We start from the raw sequence: 25806 nt of genomic DNA, 5'->3' as shown, positions 1-25806 counted from the left end.
CGGGGGGCGGTGTAGACTTCCGAACAGGAGCGCCAATCAAAGGAGTCTGCGGTGCGAATGAAGGTGATGGGATCATGATCGGTGCAGAACTGCTGTCATCGTCAAGTTTGACCATTGGCTGGCTGATTTACCTGCCGGTGCTGCTCTGGGCGGTCTGCCGGGCACCGTGGGTCGAACTGTTCAGCGACAGCCGTCGTCAGCATTTGCTGTTCGGCACCGTGTTCGCGCTGTTTCTGTTGTGGATGGTGCGCAGGGATTTCGACACCGGTGTGTCGTATCACTTCATTGGCATGACGGCGGTGACGTTGCTGCTCGACTGGCCCTTGGCAATCGTGGGCGGACTGGTGGCGCAGACTGGCCTGGTCATGCTGGGACGTCAGGACCTGGCAGCGGTCGGGGTCAACGGCACGTTGCTGATCCTGCTGCCGGTGCTGATCACCGAGGGCGTGGCGATCCTGGTCGAGCGGGCGCAACCGCGTAATCCGTTTGTGTATATCTTCTGTTCTGGTTTCTTTGCCGCTGCCTTGTCGGCGCTGTCGTGCCTGGTGCTGAGCCTGACGTTGCTCTGGTACGACGGCCTCTTCGCCATGCCCGAATGGCTGGAAGATTTCATCGGTTACCTGTGGCTGCTGATTTTTCCGGAAGCGTTCATCAACGGCATGGTGATCAGCGCACTGGTGGTGTTCAGTCCGGAATGGCTGGAGACCTTCAACCGCACCCGCTACCTTTCGGCGCCCTGGAAGGACGACGATCCCAAGTCTTGATCCACATCAAATCCACCTCGCGCGCGGCATTTCATGCTCGGCCAAATCCCTTCAGGAGCAGCGGCATGAGCGTTTACGAGTGGGCGAGGCAGGAAACCCGGCAAAGTCTGGAGATGGCGCAAGAGGTGGGATTCGATCCGGGCCTGAGCCTGCGCGCCTTGCTCAGTGCGGTAGTGCAGCAGAGCAAGGCGGTGCGCAACGCCGAAGACCTGGCCGACGAGTTGCGCTTTCTGGCGGAAAATCTCGACGACGATCAGGACTACGGCTTCATGCGGCCCTGAACGGAATCAGTGGCGCGGGTCGAAGTCGCCGGAAAACAGTTCGTCTTCGGCATCCGGGGCCACCGGGATCTTGTGTTCTTCGGACGCCCAGGCGCCGAGGTCGATCAGTTTGCAGCGGTCCGAGCAGAACGGCCGGAATTTGTTCTCGGGTGTGAATTCCACCGGGGCGCCACAGGTCGGGCATTCAACGGTCGGGATCGGGCTCATGACTGGCCTCCAGATAAAGTCAGGTAAAAGTGATGCAGGCGCTCGACCTCGCTGTGCAGCCACGCGAGGTCGCGGTCGTTGACCACCACATCGTCGGCGCGGCTCACGCGGTCTTCGCGGCTGGATTGGGCCTTGAGGATCGCCTGGACCTGCTGTTCGCTGGTCTGGTCACGCTGCAAGGTGCGTTCGATCTGCAATTGCTGAGGAGCATCGATCACCAGGATTCGCTGGGTCATCGCGTACTGTCCGGACTCGATCAACAGCGGCGAAACCAGAATCGCGTAAGGCGATTGTGCCAGCGCCAGGTGATGGGCGATTTCCTCGGCGATCAGCGGATGCAGCAGTGCTTCGAGCCAGCGGCGTTGCTCCGGCACTTCGAAGATCAGCTTGCGCAGCGCCGCGCGATCCAGCGTGCCATCGGCCTGCAGGACATCGGGGCCGAAATGCTCGGCAATTTTCGCCAGCGCCGGGCGCCCCGGCTCAACCACCCAGCGCGCCGCATGATCGGCGTCCACCACGTGGATACCAAGGTCGATGAAGTGCTGGGCGGCGGCGCTTTTGCCGCTGCCGATGCCGCCGGTCAGGCCGAGAATCCAGGGTTTTTCCACAGGGGTATTCATTTCAAACCGACAAACTGCCAATAGAAGTCGGTTATTTGACCACCCCAGAGCAGGGCAATCCAGCCGGCAATTGCCAGATACGGCCCGAAGGGGATCGGCGTCGAGGTTTTTCGGTCGCGCAGCTTGAGCAAAATCACCCCCAGCACCGCCCCCACCAGCGAAGACAGGAGGATAGTCAGCGGCAGAATCTGCCAACCGCCCCAGGCCCCGAGCAGCGCCAGCAACTTGAAATCACCGTGACCGATGCCGTCCTTCCCGGTGAGCAGTTTGAACAGCCAGAACACCGACCACAGCGCCATATAACCGGCCACCGCCCCCCACAACGCGTCGTGCAGAGAGACGAACATACCGAAACTGTTGACGATCAATCCCAGCCACAGCAGCGGCAGTACCAGCACGTCAGGCAACAATTGATGCTCGGTGTCGATCAGACTCATCGCCAGCAAGCCCCAGGTCAGGACGATCATCAGGCACGCCGGCCAGCCAAAACCCAGATGCCAGGCAATGAACGCGGAGAGCAGCCCGCAGGCCAGTTCGGTCAGTGGATAACGCTTGCTGATCGGCGCCGCGCAAGACGAGCAACGACCGCGCAAAAACAGGTAGCTGAGCAGCGGAATGTTTTCCCACGCACGAATACGGTGGGCGCAATGCGGGCACTGCGAGTGCGGCAACATCAGGTTGTAGACGGGCAACGGTGTTTCGAGAGGCAGCCCGAGCACATCATGGGCCTGCTGGCGCCATTCGCGCTCGAGCATCTTCGGCAGGCGCCAGATCACCACATTGAGAAAGCTGCCGACCACCAGCCCGAGCACCAGGGCAGTGAAGACAAAGGCCAGCGGATAGAGGGCGAAGAGTTCGTCGATGGGCATGTCAGATCGCTGAGCCGAGTTGGAAGATCGGCAGGTACATGGCCACGACCAGTCCGCCGACGATCACCCCGAGCACCACCATGACGAAAGGCTCCATCAGACTGGTGAGGTTGTCGACCATGTTATCCACTTCTTCCTCGTAGAACCCGGCCACCTTGTCGAGCATGTCGTCGAGGGCGCCGGACTCTTCGCCGATGGCGGTCATCTGCACGGCCATGTTCGGGAAGATTCCGCTGGTGCGCATCGAGAAGTTCAGTTGCATGCCGGTGGCCACATCCTGACGAATGCGCAGCACCGCACGTTTGAACACCACGTTGCCGGTGGCTCCGGCGACGGAGTCCAGCGCTTCGACCAACGGTACGCCGGCGGCAAACGTGGTCGACAGGGTTCGGGCGAAGCGAGCCACGGCGGACTTGTACATCATGGTACCCACCAGTGGCAGTTTCAGCAGCCAGGCATCACGCCGGTCGCGTAGGGCCTGTGATTTTTTCAGGGCGTGGCGGGTGCCGAAAAACGCCAGGGTCAGCACGCCGAGAATCGCCCACCACCATTGCTGCATGAACTCCGACAGGCCGATCACCATCAGGGTGAACGCCGGCAGTTCGGCGCCGAATCCGGAAAACACCGACTGAAACTGCGGCACCACTTTCACCAACAGAATCCCGGTGACGACCGCGGCCACCAGGATCACGGCGGTGGGGTAGGTCATGGCTTTCTTGATCTTGGCCTTGAGGCTTTCGCTCTTTTCCTTGTAGGTCGCCACGCGTTCGAGCAGGGTGTCGAGAGCACCGGACTGCTCGCCGGCATCGACCAGGTTGCAGTACAACTCGTCGAAATATTGCGGCTTCTTGCGCAGGGCCGCGGCGAAACTGTTACCGGCCGCGACTTCCTGTTTCACCTCGTCCACCAGTTTGCGCATGGCCGGGTTCTCAAAGCCTTCGCCGATGATGTCGAACGATTGCAGCAACGGCACGCCGGCCTTCATCATGGTCGCCATCTGCCGGGTGAAGAGGGCGATGTCCAGCGGCTTGATGCGTTTGCCGAAATTCAGCAATGACGCGGATTTCTTGCGCACCTTGCCGGGGTTGATACCTTGCTTGCGCAGCTGTGCCTTGATCAGTGCGGGGTTCTGCCCGCTCAACTCGCCAGTGATCCTGCTGCCTTTCTTGTCCGTGCCTTCCCAGGCATAGACGCTGATTTTCGCTGCCTTGACCGCCATGTTCAGTCCTTGGTGACCCGGTTGATTTCTTCAAGGCTGGTGATGCCTTGCATCGCCTTGATCAGTCCCGAAGTGCGCAGGTCGTTGAAGCCGTCCAGGCGCATCTGGCTGTCGATTTCCAATGAGTTGCCCTCGGCCATGATCAGCCGTTGCAGTTCGGGGGTGTTCTTCACCACTTCATAAATTCCGGTGCGTCCCTTGTAGCCGCCGTTGCAGTGATCGCAACCTTCGGGCTCATAGATCGTGAAGCTGCCGATGCGTTCCTCGGGGAAGCCTTCCTTGAGCAAAGTTTCGCGGGGGATCTCGATGGCTTTCTTGCAATGGCTGCAGAGTTTTCGTGCCAGACGCTGGGCGATGATCAGACTGACCGATGTGGCGATGTTGAAACCGGGAATGCCCATGTTGTGCAGGCGGGTGAGCGTCTCGGCGGCGCTGTTGGTGTGTAGCGTGGAGAGTACGAGGTGACCGGTCTGTGCCGCCTTGATGGCGATTTCCGCCGTCTCCAGATCGCGGATCTCACCGACCATGATCACGTCCGGATCCTGACGCAGGAACGAACGCAGGGCCTGGGCGAAGTCCAGTCCCTGCTTCGGATTGACGTTGACCTGGTTGATACCTTCCATGTTGATCTCCACCGGGTCTTCGGCAGTGGAGATGTTGATGTCGACGGTATTGAGGATATTCAGGCCGGTATACAGCGACACGGTCTTGCCGGACCCGGTAGGGCCCGTGACGAGAATCATGCCTTGGGGCTGCTTCAGGGCCGCGAGGTACAACTCTTTCTGCTCCGGCTCGTAGCCCAGGGCGTCGATACCGATCTGCGCGCTGGACGGGTCGAGAATCCGGATTACCACTTTTTCACCCCACAGGGTCGGGAGCGTGTTGACCCGGAAATCGATCGACTTGCTCTTCGACAGACGCATCTTCAGTCGCCCGTCCTGAGGTTTGCGGCGTTCCGAGATGTCGAGACTGGCCATGACCTTCAGGCGTGCGGCGATGCGTCCGGCCAGTTGAATGGGCGGCTTGGCTACCTCACGCAGGATACCGTCGGTGCGTACCCGTACCCGGTAGTTTTTCTCGTAGGGTTCGAAGTGCAGGTCGGACGACCCGCTCTTGATCGCGTCCAGCAGCATCTTGTGGACGAAGCGCACCACAGGCGCATCGTCGGCGTCCATCCCGCCGATGGCGTCCTGTTTGCTGTCATCGATGGACTCGACATCCAGTCCGTCGAGGTCGACATCGGCCATGTCTTCCAGGCCGGAGGCGTGGGTGTCGAAGAATTTTTCGATGGCGTCGGTGAGCTTGTCGTCCTCCACCAGGATGGCTTCGGTGGTCAGCCCGGTGCTGAACTGAATATCGTTGATCGCCTGGTGATTGCTCGGGTCGGAGATCCCCACGAACAGCTTGTTGCCGCGACGCCACAGGGGCAGGGCATGGTGCTGGCGCACCAGTTTTTCGCTGACCAGACCCTTGGGCTGGGTGTCCTTGTCCAGGCAGTTGAGGTCGAGGAACGCCATACCGAAATGCTCCGAGGCAATCTCGGCGACCTGCGAACTCTTCACCAGTTTGTTCTGTACCAGATAGCTGACCAGCGACAGGCGATTGCGCTGGGCCTGCTGCCAGGCTTGTTGGGCGCTTTTTTCCGTGAGTAGTTCGGACTGCACCAATTGTTTGGCCAGACCGCTCAGAGCGATGTCATTCATGGGAATCCCGGATGCAGACAGTTCATGACTTATAGCCTAGTCAAGTGACAGCGCCAAACCGCCTCGGTGCAGGTGACAAAAAGTGTCAGATAGTGCGGTTACAGGTTGTAGGAAACGGAGTAGTCCCAGGCTCATGCCCCGCCCTTGGGGTGGCGAAGCGCTTGGCACGGGCTATGCTCGGTTCATCTCAGATCATGAGATTCCGACTCATGCATGGAGCGTGTCTATGAAAAAACAACAAGGTTTCACTCTGATCGAACTGCTGATCGTCGTGGCGATCATCGGCATTCTGGCCACCATCGCCTTGCCGCAATACACGAAGTACCAGGCACGGTCGAAGGTGACGGCGGGGCTGGCGGAAATCAGCGCCCTCAAAGTGCCGTTCGAGGACACAATTAATCAAGGTACTGACCCGACCCTGCTGCTGGTAGCCGGTAATGCGGCAGCCACCACCTCCAACTGCACGTTGGCGGCATCGGGCACTGCTTCGACAGGTGCCGGCACGATCACCTGCACGCTGGTGAACGCACCGGGCCCGGTACTGGGTAAAACCATCACGCTTTCCCGCACAGGTGCTGCTACCGGCAACACCGCGGGTGTCTGGAGTTGTGCATCCACGGTCAACCCGGACTACGCGCCTAAAGGTTGCCCGGGCAGCGGTGCCTGAGCGGATAGCCAGGCGTCATCAAATGCCCCGCTTTGCGGGGCATTTTGTTTTGCGTAGTGTTTCACAAAAGCTTCAATCTTTTCAGCGTGTTAGGAACTTTCCCAAAAGCCGCAACTTGCATGTAGAAAATCCGAAGGTCATGCAATTTGCATGATTCCGAAAATTTTCATAATTATTAACTTGTTGATTTATATAGATTTATTGTCTTTTCAAAACTTGGCACAGCGTTCGCAATGTACCCAGTAACCCTGCTGACAAGACACGCAGCAGACTTTCCAGAAAAACAGGAGTTACTCGTATGAAGAAGTTCGCTATCACTGCCGCTGCTGCTACCGCGCTGACCCTGACCATGGCCACCGGCGCATTTGCACAATCCACCCAGGCTACCCAGGCGCCAATGACCCTGGCCGCCGGTGAAATGACCAAGGCGAAAGAAGCCACTTCCGACACCTGGATCACCACTAAAGTCAAAAGCGATCTGGTAACCGAAAAAGGTATTCCAGGCACTGACATCAAAGTAGAAACCAACAAAGGCGTCGTTTCCCTGTCCTCGACGGTTGCCATTACCGAAGCTCAGAAAACCACCGCCGTGGCGATTGCCAAGAAAATCAAAGGCGTCAAAGCGGTCTCCGCTGACGGCCTGAAAGCCGAGTAAGGCAAGACTTCTCGCCTGGACCGGGAGAAGACGCGACAGGCGGGCCGAGCAATACGTCTGCCGCACTTTAGAGTTCATGCGAACGGCCACACGGAATGTGGCCACTACAGGCCCCGGCATTCGTGCCGGGGCCTGTTTTATTTCAGGGACGGGAAAAAAATGGGCAGGTCAGTTGCCGCGCTTGCTGTTGATCTGCCGCAGACGATTGCCTTCGAAGCGCAGGTATTGGTACATGCCGTTGCTCGGGCCGTAGGTCCATTCCTCGACCTGAAACTCTTCCCGGCGATTGGCGCTGCGCTTGTAGCCCAGCACGTCGCGGCTCACCGGCTCGCCGCACTTTTGCAGCACCTCGCTGGATCGGTCGCCAAGGCTGACCAACTGGCTGCCACAGCGCAGCGTATCGGACGCCCAAGTCTGGCTGGCGAGCAACGCCAACACCATTGCAGCCAGCCATTGACGGTTCATCACTCGGCATCCAGATGCATTTGCGTCACTACGCGCCCGTCGCTTTCCGCTTCGCCGAGGTTGGCGTCGATGAAGTACACGCGGTCGTCGGCCAGTTGGCCTTTATCCACCAGATAATCCTTGATGCTGCTGGCCCGGTCCTGACCGAGCTGGCGCAGCAGCACATCACTGGTGCTCCAGAACTTGATCACGTCCGCACGCATTTTCGCGGTGCGTTCTTCCTTGCCCAGATCCTTCCATTCAGCCGGCGGCTGGGTTTTCAGACGGGTGCGGTAGATGCCTTCGAGCAGCGGGCCTTTTTCGTTATCCGGTACCTGGATCAGTGATGCCTGAGCCGGTACTTTGTCGCCACGGCGCTGGAGCATCTTGTAGTAGTTGTACTGGTATTCACGTTCCAGACGCTGTTCGGCAATCAAAGGGCCATCGCTGCTCTGGGCGGCGGTGCCTTCGATTTCCAGGCGCAGGGCCGGACGTTCCTTCAGCGCTTGCGACAGCTTCACCAGCGCGGCTTCGGCATCCTTGTTCAGTTCGCTGGAACCCGGTGCGAAAGACACGGTGCCCAGATCTTCCGATCCGCCTCCGCTGATCAGACCGCCAATCAGCTTGAACGGTGCGGCGGCGGCTTTGACAATCAGATTGCGCAGTGTCTGCCAGACAATCGGCATCACGCTGAATTGGGGGTTGTTGAGGTCACCGGTGACCGGCAACTCGATGGAAATCTTGCCGTCCACATCCTTGAGCAGCGCAATCGCCAGCTTCAGCGGCAGGCTCACGGCGTCCGGGCTGTCGACTTTCTCACCCAGTTGCAGTTGCTCGACCACCACTTTGTTCTCGGCCTTGAGCTGGCCCTTGGTGATCAGGTAATGCAGGTCGAGATTGAGCCGGCCCTTGCGGATCCGGTAGCCGGCGAACTTGCCGGAGTAGGGCGTCAGGGTCGTCAGCTCGACCCGTTTGAAACTGGTGGCAATGTCGAGGCTGGCCATCGGGTCGAACGGGTTGACCGCGCCCTTGATGGTCACTGGCGCATAGCGGTCTACCTTGCCTTTGACGTCAACGCTGGCCGGTTTCGCCTGGCGGCTGTCGATGGTGCCGATCTGGCCGTTGAGCTGCTGGACGGCGGTGGCGAAGTTCGGCGTCAGGCTGAAGTCGGCGAAGTTGGCCGAGCCGTCATTGATCGCGATGCCGCCGATATGAATACCCAACGGTTTCGAGTTGCTGGCCGGTTTGGCCGCTACGGTTTTCACCCCGGAATCGGCAGGTTGCGGGATCAGCAAGTCATCGATGTTGGTAGTGCGATCATCGTTGATCATGAACCGCACATACGGCTGGAACAGGTTGATCCTGTCGATCGACAGGCTGTCGCCGTGTTGATAGTTCAGGCCTTCGACCACCACTTGTTGCCACTTGAGGAAGTCGCGGGTCTTCAGGGTGTCGAGGGTGTGTAACTGATCGACCTGAGCACGACCGGTGACGCTGAGTGCCAGCGGCTCGGTGCTTTTCAGGTTCACTTTCAGATCGCTGCCGAGCATGCCGCTGCGCAGTTCCAGGCGAATGAACGGGTTGATATAGGATTGGGCGACGCGCAGGTCGATGTCCTGGGTTTTCACGTTGAGCTGGGCGGTGACCGGCGCCAGGTTGACCACGCCGTCGGCGCTGATCTTGCCTTGCTTGCCCAGTCCAGCGTCAAGTTTGACGTTGAAGGGCGAGCCGTTGAGGCTGTCGAAATTCTGCAGGTCGACGTTCAGCGGCGTGACATCGAGGGTGACTTCCGGCTTCGCCGAGCGGTCAGCCAGATGCACTTTATAGTCACGCAGTTGCACGTCCTTGAGCAGTACCTGCCAGGGCTTGGCTGGCGCTGTCGGTTCCGGTTTCGGCGAGTCGGCCGCCGCCGGAGTGTTTTTCGGTTCCGCCGCCGCTTTGGCGGCAGGCTTGGACGGCTGGCTGGCGAACAGTTTCTGCCAGTCCAATTGCCCGTCCGCTTCAAGAGCGGCCCAGGTTTCGAGTTTCTGGCTGCGGATCTTGCCGACCACCACTTGCTGTTTGGCCAGGTCCACGGTGGTTTCGCTGACGTCGAGACGATCGAGTTTCGCCAGCGGACGCCCGTCCGGGGCCTTGATCGCAAACGGCGCAACACTGACCGACACGTTGCTCAGCAGCAGCTCGGTTTCCTTGGACAGGTTGAGTTTGTAGTCGGTGCTCAGGCTGACCACACCGTTTTCCAGCACCAACGGCACGGCGTCGCGCACATACGGCCAGAACGCCTTCATCTGGCCATCGGTGACTTTGAGCGTGCCTTCGGAGGCGATCGGGATCAGGCTGAAGTTGCCTTTCCAGTCGATCTGCCCGCCGGCCGGGCCGATGGCGACCAGGGTCATGTCGGCATTGTCTTCGGGCAGGGTGCTGAGGTTGTTGAGTTCGAAATCGAGTTTGTCGTAGAGAAACTCGATCGGCTCGCTCGGGCGTGCATCCTCGAAATGCACGTTGCCGCCGGCCAGTTTGATTCGGTCGATACGCAGCGGAAACGGCTTGGCATTCGGATCGGCCGGTGTCGGTTCGCTGGCCGGCAGCTTGAACAAACCCAGCAGATTGAGCTTGCCGTCCCGGGCGAACAGAACTTCGGTCTTGGGCTTGTCCAGCTCGATGTCCGACAGATGCAGCGCTTTTGTCCACAGACTGTCGAGTTGCAGGTTGGCGTACAGACGTTCGAAGCCGACCTGTTCCTTGCCCGGCTCGCCGATGACCAGGCCCCAAAGCGTGACTTCGAGGCTGAACGGATTGAGTTCGATACGCTGGATGTGCGCAGGCACCGTGGCGTAGTTGGCCAGTTGCTGGTTAGCCACCCGGAGCGCAATGCCCGGCAAGATCAGAAACCCCAGCAGGCTGTAGAGGGCCAGAGCGGTCAACAAGGCGCTAATCGCGCGAATCAATCCTTTGGGCATGTGCGGCTTCATCTGTCTGAATCGGAGTGCCTTGGAGTATGGCACGCGATTCCGGTTCCGAAGTAATAGCCCGTGCTCAGGATTGTTCAGATTTTTCTGTAGGGAATTTCTCGCGCGGTTTCACAACTGGAGAATCAGGGTCTTCAGCGGCGGTTGCTGGTCCAGTGAAGGGAAGTCGGCGCCCGGGGTCATCACACTCCATTCACGTACCGGACGCCCGGCTTTCTCGGCGCAACGCAGCACCTGTTCGCGCCAGTCATCCATGCTGACTTTCGCCAGGTTGTTGCAGCAGATCAGCACGCCATTATCGGCAGTGGTCAGCAGGGCTGGCTTGAGCAGGCTTTGATAGTCGCGCAGCAGATCGACCGTGCCGAACGCACTTTTGGCCCACGCAGGGGGATCAAGCAATACCAGATCGTACTGGCGCTGTTCCAGGCGTTGATAGCTCGGCAGTTTCTGTCCGCGACGCTGACTGATCGGCAGGCCGGCCAACTGGCGGATTGCCGGGAAGTAGTCGGACTGGATGAATTCCATGGTCGGCAGTTGCGGATTGAGCGAACCGTTCTCGCGACCGACCGCCAGATTGCCCTCGGCGAAATCCAGGTTGCACACCTCGCGGGCTCCACCGGCGGCCGCACTAAGGCCTACGCCACAGGTGTAGGCGAACAGGTTGAGCACGCTTTTGCCCTTGGCGTGATCCTTGACCCAGCCGCGGGTGTTGCGCAGGTCGAGGAACAGCAGCGGATCCTGCCCGGCATGGCGCCCGCGCACGCGATAATTCAGACCCCATTCGTGGCCGACCAGATCAACCAGCGCGGCGTCTTCGGCGCGGTACACGCTGTCTTCACGGTCGATCCGCGAGTTGCCACGGGAGCGGTCGTTGTAGACCAGCAAGGTTTCCAGGCCCAAGGTTTCATTCACCGTGGCGTGCAATTGCAGCAGGTCGGCGAGTGCCAGCGTCTGGTGGAAGCTCTGCACCATCAGTTGCGGGCCATAACGGTCGATGGTCAGGCCGCCGGCGCCTTCCTGGCTGCCGTGGAACAGGCGATAACAGTCGGTGCCCTGGCGGTGCAGCTCGGCGAGCAGATCCTGGCGTTGGTCGAGGGCGGCGCGCAGCGCCTGATTCAGGGAAGACATGCTTGCGCCTTGCTGGAGGGAATCGGGGCGCGGGAGTTTAGCAGTTACTGAGCCTCAGCTCAGCCCCATCCGCCGCTGGGCCCGCTGAACCGAACCATTGCGCATCGCCCAGCGCAACATTGGTGCGCTGCGCTTGACGCTGGCGCGGATCAACTGGCGTTGCAGCGGGTTCTGGCGGGCATCCAGCATGTCACTGGCCCAGTCCGGCAGCAGGTCAATGCCGGCCTTCATCATCAAGTCACCAAACGGCCGCGCCAGAACGCTGGGCGCCGGGGCATCGAGCAGCAGGCGCAAGACCTCGCGACTACGATCGTCGCACAGCAAATGCGGGCGCATGCGTTGCAGGTAGTTGGCCACGGCCTGGCGCGACTTCGGCACATCCCGGGCACCCAGTCGTTCAGCGACCACCGCGATTTCCGCGTAGTAACGATCCTGATCTGCCATCGACAAATGTGGGTTGCGGTAGCGCAAATGGGCGGCGAGAAAGTTGCTGACTTCGGCCACGTGCACCCAGGTCAACAGATCCGGATCGCTGGCCGTATAGGGTCGACCGTCCGGCGCGGTACCGACGACTTGCAGGTGAATGGTGCGGACTTTCTCGATCAGCCACTCGACATCTCGCTTTGAGCCGAATGTGGTGCCAGAGACGAATTGGCTGGTACGGCGCAAACGGCCGAGCATGTCCTGGCGAAAATTCGAGTGATCCCAGACACCCGCCAGTGCCAGCGGATGCAGGGCTTGCAGCAACAAGGCACTGATGCCGCCGATCAACATGCTGCTGAAGTCGCCGTGCACTTGCCAGCTGATCGAGTCCGGGCCGAACAGGCCGGGATCGCCCTTGGGGTTTTCCAGATCGAGCTGGCCGAGGGACAGCCCGGTCAGGCTCATAAGCTGGTTTTCGATACGGCTGCGGATGAATTCCATGGCAACTCAGTGGTGAAGGGCGGCGCGGTCGGTTGACCGCGCCCGTGATTCTACTGGTTAAGGCGCTTGTCGATCAGCCCCTGCACCACGCTCGGGTCGGCCAGGGTCGAGGTGTCGCCGAGGCTGTCGAGCTCGTTGCAGGCGATCTTGCGCAGGATCCGCCGCATGATCTTGCCCGAACGGGTTTTCGGCAGGGCCGGGGCCCACTGGATCAGGTCCGGTTTGGCGAAGCTGCCGATCTCCTTGCTGACGTGGGCCAGCAGTTCCTTTTTCAGTTCGTCGTTGGGCTCGGCACCGTTCATGGGCGTGACGAAGGCATAGATGCCCTGGCCTTTGACGTCGTGGGGATAACCGACAACGGCGGCCTCGGCGATGCTGTCGTGCAGCACCAGCGCGCTCTCGACCTCGGCGGTGCCGATGCGGTGGCCGGAGACATTGATCACGTCATCGATGCGCCCGGTGATCCAGTAATCGCCGTCCTCATCACGGCGGGCGCCGTCGCCGGTGAAGTAGTAGCCGGGGTAGGGTTTGAAGTAGGTGTCGACCATGCGCTGCGGATCGCCGTAGACACTGCGGATCTGCGCCGGCCAGCTCGACTTGATCGCCAGCACGCCGCTGCCGGCGCCTTTGATTTCCTTGCCGTGCTCATCGAGCAGAACCGGTTGCACGCCAAACATCGGCTGGGTGGCGCAGCCCGGTTTGACCCGCTGGGCGCTGACCAGCGGGCTGAGCATGATGCCGCCGGTTTCGGTCTGCCACCAGGTATCGACAATCGGGCAGCGTTGCTCGCCGACCACGTTGAAATACCATTCCCACGCTTCCGGGTTGATCGGCTCACCGACGCTGCCGAGCAATCTGAGGCTTTGCCGCGACGTTTCCTGCAACGGCCCGGCGCCTTCACGCATCAGTGCGCGCAGGGCAGTGGGGGCGGTGTAGAAGATGTTGACCTTGTGTTTGTCGATCACCTGCCAGAACCGCGAAGTGCTTGGATAGCTTGGCACACCTTCGAAGATCAGCGTGGTGGCGCCATTGGCCAGCGGGCCGTAGACAATGTAACTGTGGCCGGTGACCCAGCCGACGTCGGCGGTGCACCAGAACACTTCGCCGTCGCGATAATCGAGGACGTACTTGAAGGTCATCGCCGCTTGCAGCAGGTAACCGCCGGTGGTGTGCAGCACACCCTTGGGTTTTCCGGTGCTGCCGGAGGTGTAGAGGATGAACAGCGGATCTTCGGCGTCCATCGGTTCCGGCGGGCAATCGTCGCTGACGTCGCGCACAGCCTGGTGATACCAAAGGTCGCGGCCTTCGACCCAGTCGATCTTGTTCTGGGTGCGTTCGACCACTACAACGGTGCTGACGTCCGGGCAACTTTGCAGGGCCTTGTCGACATTCTGCTTCAGTGGCACGAACTTGCCGCCGCGCACGCCTTCGTCGGCGGTGATCACGGTGCGGCAATCGGCATCGAAAATGCGGTCGCGCAAGGAGTCCGGGGAGAAACCGCCAAACACCACCGAATGAATCGCGCCGATCCGCGTGCAGGCGAGCATGGCGTAGGCTGCTTCGGGGATCATCGGCATGTAGATGCACACCCGATCGCCTTTCTTCACGCCACGGCTTTTCAGCACGTTGGCCAGGCGGCAGACGTGGTGGTGGAGTTTGTTGTAGGTGATTTGCGTCGATTCGGCAGGGTCGTCGCCTTCCCAGAGAATGGCGGTCTGATCGCCGCGCTTTTCCAGGTGACGGTCGATGCAGTTGTAACTGACGTTCAGTTTCGCCCCGGCAAACCAGGAAGCTTCGCCGGTCTTCAGGTCATAGCGCTGGACGGTCTGCCACGGCGTGCTCCAGTCGAGGAAACGCGTGGCCTGTTCGGCCCAGAAGGTGCTGGGATGTTCAATGGATTCGCGGTACAGGCGATGGTAGTCGTCCTGACTCAACTGGGCAGCCCGGCGGACGGCATCGGCTTTGGGGAACGTGCTGATATCGAACATGACGGTTCCTTATTCTTGTTGTGCGACAAGGATAAAGATGCGCCGAGAGCGGGGAGGGTTCAAGACCCGTAAACAAACACCCCCTCATGGCGAGGGGGTGTGTTCAGTACCGGATCAGCCGCGGTGACGACCGCGGAAGTAGTTGATCAGGCCCTGGGTGGAAGCATCTTCGGCAGCGGTTTCTTCGCTGCCGACCAGACGGTTGTAGACGCCCTTGCCCAGTTCCTTGCCCAGTTCCACGCCCCACTGGTCGAAGGCGTTGATGCCCCAGACCACGCTTTGCACGAAGACTTTGTGTTCGTACATCGCCACCAGTGCGCCGAGACGACGCGGGCTGATGCGTTCAACCACGAGGGTGTTGCTCGGACGGTTGCCCGGGATCACCTTGTGTGGTGCCAGTTTGTGCACTTCGGCTTCGCTCATGCCCTTGTCGCGCAGTTCGGCTTCAGCTTCCGGCAGGGTCTTGCCGAGCATCAGTGCCTGGCTCTGCGACAGGCAGTTGGCGTACAGCCACTGATGGTGGTCGGACACCGGGTTGAAGCTGACGATCGGCACGATGAAGTCGGCCGGGATCAGTTGAGTGCCCTGGTGCAGCAACTGGTGGTAAGCATGCTGACCGTTGCAGCCGACGCCACCCCAGATCACCGGGCCGGTATCGGTCGACACCGAGGTGCCGTCCTGACGCACGCTCTTGCCGTTGGATTCCATGTCCAGTTGTTGCAAGTGTTTGGTGATGTTACGCAGGTAGTGGTCGTAAGGCAGGATCGCGTGGCTTTGCGCGCCCCAGAAGTTGCCGTACCACACGCCGAGCAGGGCCAGCAGCACCGGCATGTTCTGTTCGAACGGCGCGGTCTGGAAGTGCTGGTCCATGGTGTAGGCACCGGACAGCAGTTCCTTGAAGTTGGACATGCCGATGGCCAGGGCAATCGGCAAACCGATGGCCGACCACAGCGAGTAACGACCGCCAACCCAGTCCCACATCGGGAAGATGTTTTCTTCGCGGATACCAAACGCCACAGCCGCGGCGTTGTTGCTCGACACGGCGATGAAGTGACGATACAGCTCGGCTTCCGAACCGCCCTGAGCCAGGTACCAGGCACGTGCGGCTTGGGCGTTTTTCAGGGTTTCGAGGGTGTTGAACGACTTCGACGAAACGATGAACAGCGTGGTCTCGGCGCGCAGTTTTTGCGTCAGCTCGTGGAATTCGCTGCCGTCGATGTTTGCCAGGTAGTGGCAACGCACGCCTTTCTGGGCGTAGGACAGCAGTGCTTCGGAGACCAGTTCAGGGCCGAGGAACGAGCCACCGATACCGATGTTCACCACGTCAGTGATCGGCTTCTCGGTGTAACCACGCCACAGACCGTCGTGGATACGGCCCACGAGATCGGTGATCTGGTTCAGCACCTTGTGTACTTCAGGCATCACGTTGACGCCGTTGACCGACAGCTTGTCGCCCACCGGGCGGCGCAGGGCGGTGTGCAGCGCCGGGCGGCCTTCGGAGGAGTTGACGATTTCGCCGTCGAACAGCGCCTTGATCGCGCCTTTGAGATCGACTTCATTGGCCAGACCCACCAGCAGGTTGCGGGTCTCGGCGTTGATCAGATTCTTCGAATAGTCGAGAAACAGTCCGCAGCTGCTGAGGGTGAACTGATTGAAGCGCTGCGGATCGGCGTTGAAGGCTTCGCGCATGCTGAAATCCTGCATGGCTTGGCGGTGATCTTTCAACGCTTGCCAGGCAGGCAGAGCGGTAACGTCATGAGGAGTGCGGTAGTACGCCATCGCTGCGGTTTTCCTTTTTACTTGAACGGCCTTTTGAACACTGAAAAGACCTCCCCGCCATGTTTGGGCGAGGGGGCAACTGCGTCGACACGATTACACTGGCGCAGGGCGAATACAGTAAACCTAGCGCTGCGATCTGTCTTGGCTTCTTCTGACCTGTTACCTGTACTTTTTTAACATCGATAACAGAAACGGCCGACAGACGGCGAGTAATGCGAGCAAGTCCCTGCTGATCGCGCGCATCGAACGGCGGGCAGTTTGCCCGATGGTCTGGTGGTCAGCAATACGGTTTGGAAGAGGAGGTGGCACGAATGTGAGAGCGAGCAGGCTCACTCTCACATTCTGATTTTGCGGTGATCAGGCGGGGGTATCGAGGTTCAGGTGCAGGTTGTCGATCAAACGCGTGGTGCCGAGGAACGCGGCCACCAGAATCACCAGGTCACGATCTTCCGCCGTCGCCGGGCGCAGGGTCAGGGCGTGGCGGATTTCCAGGTAATCCGGACGCAGGCCGGCGGCTTCCAGTTGTTGCCGCTGAGCCTGGATCAATGCCGGGAAGTCGCGCTCGCCCTGCTTGATCGACTCGGCAATGCTGCTCAGGGCGCGATAGACCACGGGCGCCACGGCGCGTTGTTCCTCGCTGAGGAAACCGTTGCGCGAGGACAGTGCGAGGCCGTCGGCCGCGCGTACGGTCGGCTCGCCGATGATCTGGATCGGCATGTTCAGGTCATGCACCAGCGCACGGATCACCGCCAGTTGCTGGTAATCCTTCTGGCCGAAGATCGCCAGATCAGGCTGGACCATGTTGAACAGTTTGCTGACCACGGTCGCCACACCTTCGAAGTGCCCGGGACGGCTGGCGCCGCACAGTCCTTCGGACAAGTGCGGAACGCTGACCCGGGTCTGGCCGGCCATGCCGTCGGGGTACATCTCTTCGACGGTCGGGGCGAACAGCAAAGAGCAGCCGGCTTCCAGCAACTTTTCCTGATCGGCTGCGAGTGTGCGCGGGTATTTGTCGAGGTCTTCGCCGGCGCCGAACTGCAGCGGGTTGACGAAAATACTCGCGACCACGAAATCCACTCGCTGCCTGGCCTTGGTGATCAGCGCGATGTGGCCGCTGTGCAGGTTGCCCATGGTCGGCACGAAGCCGATGCGCTTGCCTTCGCTGCGGGCGCGCGCTACGGCGGCACGCAATTCACGTACGGTTTTGACGGTGTTCATGCAGAGAATCCGTGTTCGATCCCAGGGAAAGTGGCGGCTTTGACTTCGCTGACGTATGCCTTCAATGCGGACTGGATGCTGTCCTGACCCTGCATGAAGTTCTTCACGAATTTCGGTACGCGGCCGCTGATCGACAGGCCGAGCATGTCGTGCAGTACCAGGACCTGGCCGTCGGTATTGCTGCCGGCGCCGATACCGATCACCGGGATACTGACGGCCTGGCTGATTTCCGCAGCCAGTTCGCTCGGCACGCACTCCAGCAGCAACATGGCCGCGCCGGCTTGCTCCAGAGAGATCGCGTCGGCGCGCATCTGACGCGCCTGGTTTTCGTTGCGACCTTGCACTTTATAGCCGCCGAGAATGTTCACGGCTTGCGGAGTCAGGCCCATATGGGCGCAGACCGGTACGCCGCGTTCGGCCAGCAGGCGGATCGACTCTGCCAGCCACAGCGCGCCTTCGACCTTTACCATGTGCGCGCCGGCCTGCATCAGCATGGCGCTGTTGGTCATGGTTTGCTCAAGAGTGGCGTTGGCCATGAAAGGCAGGTCAGCCAGGATCAGGGCGTCGGTGTTGCCGCGCTTGACGCAGGCGACGTGGTAGGCCATTTCCGCAGTGGTCACCGGCAGAGTGCTGTCGTGACCTTGCAGGACCATGCCGAGGGAGTCGCCCACCAGCAGCACTTCGACACCGGCCTCGTTGCAGGCGTGGGCGAAGGTCGCGTCATAGCAGGTCAGCATGGTGATCTTTTCACCTTTCTGCTTGAGGCTCTGGAGCGTGGTCAGGGTGATGGCTGGCATGTAAGAAATCCTCGTTCAGGCGCTTTGGAAACTACTGCGAGTAACGCGCGTGATTCGTCATCTATTCAGGCGCACGCTCTTTTGTCGTGCTTATAAGGCCTGGATTGCGCCCTTGTATGCCGGGTTGGCGGCAGCGGGACGCCTATAGTCGTGATGAGGCCTCAGGAAGTCAATTGCATGTGTTACCGCATTGTTACGAGGGGAGTGTTACCGGCGTTACTGATGCGATTCAGCGGGCCGGCGGGCCTGATCTGCGGGTTTTTTGTCCTACAAGAAAGCAAAATGCGGGAGCAGGTTTGCTCCCGCATCAGCGGTTTGTGTCAGGCGTGGGAGAGGCGTTCGAGGCCGACGAACGGGCAGGCTTTCAGAAGATCAGCCAGGGTGCGGCCATCGGCCAGGCGCAGATCTTCGGGGGCCAGTTCGGCCAGGGGATAAAGAACGAATGCGCGTTCCTGCATGTGGTAATGCGGGACTTTGAGGCGTGGTTCGTCGATCAGGCGATCACCGAACAACAGGATGTCCAGATCCAGTGTGCGCGGGCCCCAGCGCTCCAGGCGTTCGCGGCCCTGACCGTTTTCGATCGCCTGCAAGGCATCGAGCAGATCCAGCGGGGAGAGCGCGCTGTCGAGCGCCGCGACCGCGTTGGTGTAACGCGGTTGGCCCGGCAGCAACGAGTCACTCTGGTAAAAGGCTGAGACGCTGACCAGCGCGCTATTTGGCAATTGCCCCAGCGCGTCGACCGCGCTGCGCAGTTGTTCGGCGGGGTCAGCCAGATTGCTGCCCATGCCGATGTAGATCCGTTCCATGCCTTATTCGCCCGTGGCGCTCGGTGCGCCGGCGCGCTTGCGCTTGGAACCGCTGCTGCGGCGACGCTTGCGCGGAGCACCGCTGGCGCCGTCTTCCTTGCCACTGAGGTCGCGGATCATGTCGCGGCGCTCGCTGTCGTTGGCGTCCTGATAATCGGTCCACCATTCGCCCAGGCCATCGGTCTGCTCGCCGGCACTTTCGCGCAGCAGCAGGAAGTCGTAGCCGGCGCGGAAGCGCGGATTGTCCAGCAACAGGTCGGCGCGTTTGCCGCTGCGGCGTGGCAGGCGTTCCTGCATGTCCCAGATTTCGCGGATCGGCATGGTGAAGCGTTTTGGAATCGCAATGCGCTGGCACTGTTCGGCGATCAGCTCGTGGGCGGCTTCCTGCATGGCCGGAATCGGCGGCATGCCACGTTCTTGCAGACGCAACACGCGGGCCGGCAGAGCAGGCCACAGCAACGCCGCAAACAGGAACGCCGGGGTCACCGGCTTGTTCTGTTTGATCCGCAGATCGGTGTTGGTCAGCGCTTCGCTGATCAGTGTGTGGGTGTATTCCGGGTTGTATTCCAGCGCATCGGCACTGGCCGGGAACAACGGCGAGAACAGTTGCAGGTCGACCAGCATCTCGAACGTGATCGCGCCGTGCCCGGAAAGGAACAATTTGAGCACTTCTTCAAACAACCGGGCCGACGGAATTTCGCGCAGCATCGGCGCCAGTTCGCGGATCGGCTGGACGGTGTGCTTTTCGATGCCGAAGTTGAGCTTGGCGGCAAAACGCACGGCCCGCAGCATCCGCACCGGATCTTCCTGGTAGCGCTGCTTCGGGTCGCCGATCAGGCGGATCAGGTGGTTGCGGATGTCGTGCACGCCGTTGGCGTAATCGAGAATGCGCTCGCTGACCGGATCGTAATACAGGGCGTTGATGGTGAAGTCGCGGCGTTGCGCGTCTTCTTCCAGCGTGCCGTAAACGTTGTCACGCAGAATGCGCCCGCTCTCGTTGCGCGAAGACTGGTTGCTGTCTTCGTCATCTTCGTTTTGCGGGTGATTGGCGCGGAAGGTCGCGACCTCGATGATTTCGCGACCGAAATGGATGTGCACCAGCTTGAAGCGGCGGCCGATGATCCGCGCATTGCGGAATTCGGCGCGAACCTGCTCGGGAGTGGCGCTGGTGGCGACGTCAAAGTCTTTGGGCGTGATGCCCAGCAGCATGTCTCGCACGCAACCGCCAACCAGGTAGGCCTGGTAGCCGGCGCCCTGCAGACGTTCGACGATGTTGACCGCGTACCGGCTGAATTGCGCCTTCTGCAGCGAATGTTGGCCGCTGTTGAGGACTTCAGGCGTGCTACGGATGTGTTGCGTACGACGCAGGGGAGTTCGGAATGACTGGAACAGCTTCTTCAGCATGGGATGCACTGTTTGAAGGAATGTTCGGCCATACCAGAGAATGACCGCATGATGGGCCGGGATTCTAGCATTTAGTCGAGGGATGGTGTAGGACGCTGCCGTTTTGCGCTGCAAGCCGCAGGCTAGAGGGGGAGAAGATGCGTCGGAAGGGGGAATTTGCCGGAAGGGAGAAACTACAAGGGGAGCCGAAGCTCCCCAAGAAGTAGTTGCGTGCTCTTTTTATTATTGATTCGGGCTTCTTGTTTTTGTTGAGTGCCCTCGCCATGAAGCTTTTCCTTCATGACCCTCCCAATCGGGAGCCAAGAGCAAACGGATTGCTTTGGTCGCTGAATTGCAGTGATCTTACGATCCAACCAGTACAGGCTCTGTCTTAAGACAGTTTTTTGTTGTTCTCGGCCTGGTCGTGGGGCAAGCCCCAAATACAACGCCTCTCCAAAAGAATCAGTTAGCTGCGCCTCTCGCCGTCTTGTTTTTATTGTGCGTGAGTCGATTCGTCTTATTTTTATTGTCTTGTGCATTGCTTGTTATTGTTCTTGTACCAAACATATAGCAGGTGCCGTGCCAACTTTTGCGAACCCCAATAAAACAAGGGGTTAGGTCGATATAACCGTTTTCGCAGGGCGAAAAAAAGCCGGGGTTTCGTTACCGATAACCCCGGCTTCTGTTACGTGAAAAGACTGAGGTAACAGTTTTTTCACATCTTCAACGGTAACCCGCACACTCGACAGGTAACGTTCAGCTCTCGCTGGCGACCCCGGTCTTGCGCCGTGGAATGCCCAGACGCTGGCGGCGTTCCCACAGGCATTTGCGGCTGACGCCCAGTTTGCGCGCCAGTTCGGTCTCGGTCATGTGGTCCTGGTGCTCGAGCACGAAATGCTGGAAGTAATCTTCCAGTGACAGATCTTCGGTCGGCTCGTGGCTGCTGTTGCTGGCGTTACCGGCCGGTTGCGCCGGCAGACCGATGAACTCGTCGTCCTCCAGGTCACCCAGCTCGATGTCGATGCCCAGCAGGTCGGCAGAAATTTCCGGGCTTTCGCTCAGAATCACGGCGCGCTCGACGGCGTTTTCCAGCTCCCGCACGTTGCCCGGCCAGGAATAGTGCCGGATCGCCTGTTCGGCATCGGCGGCAAATTTCAGGTCAGTGCGATTGATGCGTGCGCTCTGGCGAGCGAGGAACGCATTGGCGATTTCGTTGACGTCGGCACCACGCTCGCGCAGGGCCGGCAGTTTCAACGCGATCACATGGAGTCGGTAATACAAGTCCTCACGGAACTGGCCGATTTTCGCCAGGCTCTTGAGGTCGCGGTGGGTCGCGGCGATCAGTCGGACATCGACCTTCTGCGACTGGACCGAGCCCACACGGCGAATTTCACCTTCCTGCAACACGCGCAACAGGCGGGCCTGTGCTTCCAGAGGCAATTCGCCGATTTCGTCGAGAAACAGCGTGCCGCCGTCCGCTGCTTCCACCAGACCGGCGCGGCCTGCGCTGGCGCCGGTGAACGCGCCTTTCTCGTGACCGAAGAGTTCGGACTCGATCAGGCTTTCCGGAATGGCCGCGCAGTTCACCGAGATCATCGGTGCCTTGGCGCGTTTCGACAGGTTGTGCAGGGCGCGGGCCACCAGTTCTTTACCGGTGCCGGATTCGCCCTGGATCAGGACATTGGAATCGGTCGGCGCGACTTTGCGGATCTTGCCGTAAAGGTCCTGCATCGGAGGGCAGGAGCCGATGATGCCGATTTCGCCGTTGCTGTTGTCGACGGCAGATTTGCCGTTACCGTTGGCAGTTTTGCCGGTAACAACTTCACCGGCAGCAGGTGCCGACTGGCGATCACGCAGGATCCGTGCGACGGCCTGAAGCATCTCGTCGTGGTCGAAAGGCTTGGCGATGTAGTCCACCGCGCCCATCTTCATCGAGTCGACCGCCGAGCGCAGGCTGGCGTAGCTGGTCATGATCAGCACCGGTGTGCCCTGGCCGAGCTTGATCAGCTCGGTGCCCGGAGCACCCGGCAGGCGCAGGTCGCTGACGATCAGATCGAATGTGGGAATACTGAAGCGTTCTTGTGCTTCCTGCACTGAACCGGCTTCGCTGACCTGGTACTGGTTGCGTTCCAGCAGGCGGCGCAAGGCGGAGCGGATAATGGTTTCGTCTTCGACGATCAAAATGTGCGGCATTGATTCGATACTCTCGACGGTCTCAGTTCACAGCGGACGTCGCTTCGACATGACGCGGCAATGTCACCCGGATACGGGTGCCGCGCTGGCTCTGAACATCAGCCGGGCTGTCGATGGTGATTTGTCCATAATGCTCTTCAACGATGGAATAGACCAGTGCAAGGCCCAGACCGGTGCCTTCGCCAGGATCCTTGGTGGTGAAGAAGGGTTCGAACAATCGGTCCATGATGCTCGATGGAATACCGCTGCCTTCGTCCTCGACGATCAGATCGACCGTGTGTTCGCCGGCTTCGCTCTTGACCCGCACCGCACTGCCCGCAGGCGAGGCGTCACGGGCGTTGGAGAGCAGATTGATCAGAACCTGGGCGAGCCGCTGCGGGTCGCCTTCGACCCAGTGATCGGGGTCGCACAGGTTATAGAACTGGACTTCGAAATTGCGTCGGTTCAGGGCGAGCAGACCGATGGCATCCTGAGCCACTTCCGCCAGACAGACGGGCTCGTCGCTGTGCTGATGGCTGCCGGCATGGGCGAAGCTCATCAGCGACTGGACGATGCGTGACACCCGTTTGGTCTGCTCGAGGATCTGGCCGCTGATTTCCGTCAGTTCGCCGTCGTCTTCGCGTTCTTCCCGAAGGTTCTGCGCCAGACAGGCGATACCGGTGATCGGGTTGCCGATTTCATGGGCCACGCCGGCCGCGAGTCGACCAATGCTGGCCAGGCGCTCGGAGTGCACCAGTTTGTCTTCGAGCATCTGGGTTTCGGTCAAGTCTTCCACCAGCAGCACCAGACCGCTGTTACCCGGTGCCAGTGGCTCGTCGATCGCCGCTTTGTGCAGGTTCAGCCAGCGGGTCTGGCCATCAAGCGCCAGGTGCTGTTTGTGCAGATGCTCGTCAGGCAGATTGATGAAGCCTTGCAGCAATTCTTTCCACGGATTGGCGATGGTGCTCAAGCGCGATCCGACGACCCGTTGCGCAGCAATCCCGGTCAGCTCTTCCATGGCTTTGTTCCACATCAGGATCTCCTGATCCTTGGCCAGCGAACAGACGCCCATCGGCAGTTCCTGCAGGGTCTGGCGGTGGTAGCGGCGCAGGGCGTCAAGTTCGGCAGCCAGGCCGGTCAGTCGCGAGTGGTAATCCTCAAGGCGACTCTCAATGAAGTGGATATCTTCAGTGACGTAGTTTTCGCCGCCGGCCTTGTACGGCAGGAAGGTTTCCACCATGTCCTGGGCGACGCTCGGGCCCATCAGGCCGGACAGGTTGGCTTCGATCCGGTCGCGCAGCCGGCGCAGGGCATAAGGGCGGCGTTCGTCGAACGGCAGGTAAAGGTCGCGCAGGGCCTGTTCGACTTCTTTCTGCGCAGCTTTGGCGCCCAGCGGCTTGGCCAGCTGTGTGGCGAATTCCTGCGGGGAGGCGGCGTGCAATTCGCGGCGTTGCGGACGGCGCACGTTATCCACAGCGCAGGCTTCGGCGGCACTGGCTTCTTCGGGGCTGGCATTGGTGAACAGAGAAATCAAAGTGAACATCAAGACGTTGGCCGCCAGCGAGGCGATGGCCGCCATGTGCCAACTGGTGTCGTCGAGCACGTAGATCATGTTCAGCAGCGGGATATAGAAACCCTGCAGATTGCCGACCAGCGGCAGCAGCATGGTCACCACCCACACCAGAATCCCCGCCAGCAGGCCGGCGATGAAGCCCCGGCGGTTGGCGGTCGGCCAGTACAGTACCGACAGCACGCCGGGCAGGAACTGCAGGGTCGCCACGAACGCGACGATGCCGAGGTTGGCCAGGTCCTGCTCCGCGCCGAGCATCAGGTAGAAGCAGAAACCGGCCATGATGATCGCGACGATCAGCGCCCGGCGGGTCCATTTCAGCCAGCGATAGATATTGCCTTCGGCCGGTGGCTGGTAGAGCGGCAGCACCAGATGGTTCAGGGCCATACCCGACAACGCCAGCGTGGTGACGATGATCAGGCCGCTGGCTGCCGACAGACCGCCGACATAAGCTAGCAGCGCCAGCGACTTGCTATTGGCGGCGATGCCGATGCCGAGGGTGAAGTATTCCGGGTTGGTGGTGGCCCCGAGTTTCAGACCGGCCCAGAGAATCAACGGCACCGCCAGGCTCATCAGCAGCAGGAACAGCGGCAGGCCCCAGCTCGCACTGACCAGCGAGCGCGGGTTGAGGTTTTCGGTGAAGGTCATGTGATACATGTGCGGCATGACGATCGCCGAGGCGAAAAACACCAGCAGCAACGTGCGCCACGGACCTTCCTGCAGCGGCGTGTGCAGGGCGGCAAGGGCGGTCTGGTTTTGCAGCAGCCACACTTCAAGTTGTTGCGGACCGTCGAACACACCGTATAGCGCGTAGAGGCCGACGCCGCCGAGAGCGGCCAGTTTGATCACCGATTCGAAGGCAATCGCGAACACCAGTCCTTCGTGTTTTTCACGGGTGGCGATATGGCGAGAGCCGAAGAAGATTGTGAAAAGAATGATCAGCGCACAGAACGCCAAAGCCACGCGACTCTGCACCGGTTCGCCGGTGAGGATGCCAATGGAATCGGCCACGGCCTGGATCTGCAGGGCCAGCAACGGCAATACGCCGATCAGCATGAAAATCGTGGTCAGCGCACCGGCCCAGGTGCTGCGAAAACGGAAGGCGAACAGGTCCGCCAGCGACGACAGTTGATAAGTACGGGTGATCTTCAGGATCGGGTACAGCAGCACCGGCGCCAGCAGAAACGCGCCGGACACCCCGAGATAACTGGACAGAAAGCCGTAGCCGTACTGATAAGCCAGACCGACCGTGCCATAGAACGCCCACGCACTGGCGTAGACCCCCAGCGACAGGGTGTAGGTCAGCGGGTGGCGAATGATCGCCCGCGGGATCATGCCCCGTTCACTGATCCAGGCCACTCCGAACAGCGCGGCCAGGTAGGCGGCGCTGATCAGCAGCATCTGGGTCAGGCTAAAGCTCATCGGCATCTTTTTGGCTCTGCAGGATGAAGGTCACGACGATCAGGATCAGCCAGAGCAGATACGGGCGATACCAGGCGCCCGTGGCGTCGATCCACCAATCCATGATGGCGGGAGAAAACAGGTAGATCCCCACGACCAGAAGCAGGACCAAGCGATAGATGTACATCCCGGCCTCTCTTTTTTATGCGCGTGCCCGAAAACGTGCGGCGATGGTAACGGAT

At 60.4% G+C, this 25806-nt stretch carries 22 protein-coding genes; 4 read left to right on the top strand and 18 right to left on the bottom strand.

Annotated features, from left to right (window positions below; translation table 11 throughout):
* Positions 1-74 precede the first annotated feature (74 nt).
* Both ACW9HX_RS08440 and ACW9HX_RS08435 read left to right on the top strand, forming a co-directional pair.
* Positions 75-764 (top strand): energy-coupling factor ABC transporter permease, encoded by a 690-nt coding sequence (locus ACW9HX_RS08440; RefSeq protein ID WP_457380233.1) that lies wholly within the window; start codon positions 75-77, stop codon positions 762-764.
* A gap of 65 nt (positions 765-829) precedes the next feature.
* Positions 830-1045, top strand: coding sequence for a hypothetical protein (locus tag ACW9HX_RS08435; RefSeq protein ID WP_007959584.1), 216 nt, complete (start codon positions 830-832; stop codon positions 1043-1045).
* A 6-nt stretch (positions 1046-1051) separates the two neighbouring features.
* On the opposite strand, the gene yacG is transcribed toward ACW9HX_RS08435, so the two are convergent.
* Genes yacG through pilB form a run of 5 tightly spaced genes read right to left on the bottom strand, consistent with a single transcriptional unit; the run spans position 1052 to position 5663 of the window.
* Positions 1052-1252, bottom strand: a complete 201-nt coding sequence (gene yacG / locus ACW9HX_RS08430; protein ID WP_096820889.1) for a DNA gyrase inhibitor YacG — start codon at positions 1250-1252, stop codon at positions 1052-1054.
* Positions 1249-1872 carry a dephospho-CoA kinase gene (coaE, locus tag ACW9HX_RS08425; protein ID WP_007959586.1) on the bottom strand — a complete coding sequence of 208 codons (624 nt, stop codon included), beginning with the start codon at positions 1870-1872 and terminating at the stop codon, positions 1249-1251. The genes yacG and coaE overlap by 4 nt, the downstream gene beginning before the upstream one ends.
* Entirely contained in the window at positions 1869-2741 is an 873-nt protein-coding gene (locus tag ACW9HX_RS08420) for a prepilin peptidase (RefSeq protein WP_457380232.1), read from the bottom strand. Before ACW9HX_RS08420 ends, coaE begins: the two co-directional genes overlap by 4 nt.
* A gap of 1 nt (position 2742) precedes the next feature.
* Positions 2743-3960: a type II secretion system F family protein gene (locus ACW9HX_RS08415; protein ID WP_457380231.1), complete on the bottom strand. Its 1218-nt coding sequence runs from the start codon at positions 3958-3960 to the stop codon at positions 2743-2745.
* Between the two features lie 2 nt (positions 3961-3962).
* Positions 3963-5663 carry a type IV-A pilus assembly ATPase PilB gene (pilB, locus tag ACW9HX_RS08410; RefSeq protein ID WP_457380230.1) on the bottom strand — a complete coding sequence of 567 codons (1701 nt, stop codon included), beginning with the start codon at positions 5661-5663 and terminating at the stop codon, positions 3963-3965.
* Positions 5664-5889: 226 nt separating this feature from the next.
* Between pilB and ACW9HX_RS08405 the strand changes: the two genes are divergently transcribed.
* On the top strand, positions 5890-6330 hold the full coding sequence (locus ACW9HX_RS08405) for a pilin (protein ID WP_096820894.1): 441 nt from the start codon (positions 5890-5892) through the stop codon (positions 6328-6330).
* 298 nt (positions 6331-6628) lie between these two features.
* Positions 6629-6985 carry a BON domain-containing protein gene (locus ACW9HX_RS08400; protein WP_096820895.1) on the top strand — a complete coding sequence of 119 codons (357 nt, stop codon included), beginning with the start codon at positions 6629-6631 and terminating at the stop codon, positions 6983-6985.
* Between the two features lie 168 nt (positions 6986-7153).
* Here ACW9HX_RS08400 and ACW9HX_RS08395 read toward each other — a convergent pair whose 3' ends face one another.
* The 13 genes from ACW9HX_RS08395 to ACW9HX_RS08335 form a co-directional block, all read right to left on the bottom strand.
* Complete coding sequence (locus ACW9HX_RS08395) at positions 7154-7450, bottom strand: DUF2845 domain-containing protein (protein WP_457380229.1); 297 nt, start codon at positions 7448-7450, stop codon at positions 7154-7156.
* Complete coding sequence (locus tag ACW9HX_RS08390; RefSeq protein WP_457380228.1) at positions 7450-10401, bottom strand: DUF748 domain-containing protein; 2952 nt, start codon at positions 10399-10401, stop codon at positions 7450-7452. The genes ACW9HX_RS08395 and ACW9HX_RS08390 overlap by 1 nt, the downstream gene beginning before the upstream one ends.
* Positions 10402-10509: 108 nt before the next feature.
* On the bottom strand, positions 10510-11526 hold the full coding sequence (locus tag ACW9HX_RS08385) for a class I SAM-dependent rRNA methyltransferase (protein WP_457380227.1): 1017 nt from the start codon (positions 11524-11526) through the stop codon (positions 10510-10512).
* A gap of 54 nt (positions 11527-11580) precedes the next feature.
* Positions 11581-12450, bottom strand: coding sequence for an oxygenase MpaB family protein (locus ACW9HX_RS08380; RefSeq protein WP_457380226.1), 870 nt, complete (start codon positions 12448-12450; stop codon positions 11581-11583).
* A 50-nt stretch (positions 12451-12500) separates the two neighbouring features.
* The gene (gene acs, locus ACW9HX_RS08375; RefSeq protein WP_457380225.1) at positions 12501-14438 is read right to left on the bottom strand and encodes an acetate--CoA ligase; all 1938 of its coding nucleotides are present in this window, start codon (positions 14436-14438) and stop codon (positions 12501-12503) included.
* Between the two features lie 114 nt (positions 14439-14552).
* Entirely contained in the window at positions 14553-16217 is a 1665-nt protein-coding gene (gene pgi / locus ACW9HX_RS08370; protein ID WP_457380224.1) for a glucose-6-phosphate isomerase, read from the bottom strand.
* A gap of 357 nt (positions 16218-16574) precedes the next feature.
* A complete protein-coding gene (gene panC, locus ACW9HX_RS08365; RefSeq protein WP_457380223.1) occupies positions 16575-17435 on the bottom strand; it encodes a pantoate--beta-alanine ligase in 861 nt (286 codons plus the stop codon).
* Positions 17432-18232, bottom strand: a complete 801-nt coding sequence (panB, locus tag ACW9HX_RS08360) for a 3-methyl-2-oxobutanoate hydroxymethyltransferase (RefSeq protein ID WP_457380222.1) — start codon at positions 18230-18232, stop codon at positions 17432-17434. Before panB ends, panC begins: the two co-directional genes overlap by 4 nt.
* A 320-nt stretch (positions 18233-18552) precedes the next feature.
* Entirely contained in the window at positions 18553-19038 is a 486-nt protein-coding gene (folK, locus tag ACW9HX_RS08355) for a 2-amino-4-hydroxy-6-hydroxymethyldihydropteridine diphosphokinase (RefSeq protein ID WP_457380221.1), read from the bottom strand.
* 3 nt (positions 19039-19041) lie between these two features.
* The gene (locus ACW9HX_RS08350; RefSeq protein ID WP_457380220.1) at positions 19042-20442 is read right to left on the bottom strand and encodes a polynucleotide adenylyltransferase PcnB; all 1401 of its coding nucleotides are present in this window, start codon (positions 20440-20442) and stop codon (positions 19042-19044) included.
* Positions 20443-21177: 735 nt separating this feature from the next.
* Positions 21178-22614, bottom strand: coding sequence for a sigma-54-dependent transcriptional regulator (locus ACW9HX_RS08345; protein ID WP_096820907.1), 1437 nt, complete (start codon positions 22612-22614; stop codon positions 21178-21180).
* A gap of 22 nt (positions 22615-22636) precedes the next feature.
* Positions 22637-25591: a sensor histidine kinase gene (locus tag ACW9HX_RS08340; protein ID WP_457380219.1), complete on the bottom strand. Its 2955-nt coding sequence runs from the start codon at positions 25589-25591 to the stop codon at positions 22637-22639.
* Positions 25575-25751, bottom strand: a complete 177-nt coding sequence (locus tag ACW9HX_RS08335) for a hypothetical protein (RefSeq protein WP_003176118.1) — start codon at positions 25749-25751, stop codon at positions 25575-25577. The genes ACW9HX_RS08340 and ACW9HX_RS08335 overlap by 17 nt, the downstream gene beginning before the upstream one ends.
* Between the last annotated feature and the right edge of the window lie 55 nt (positions 25752-25806).

It is taken from the genome of Pseudomonas sp. SDO52101_S400 (genome assembly GCF_054071635.1).
This window is presented reverse-complemented; position numbering and strand designations above follow the sequence as displayed.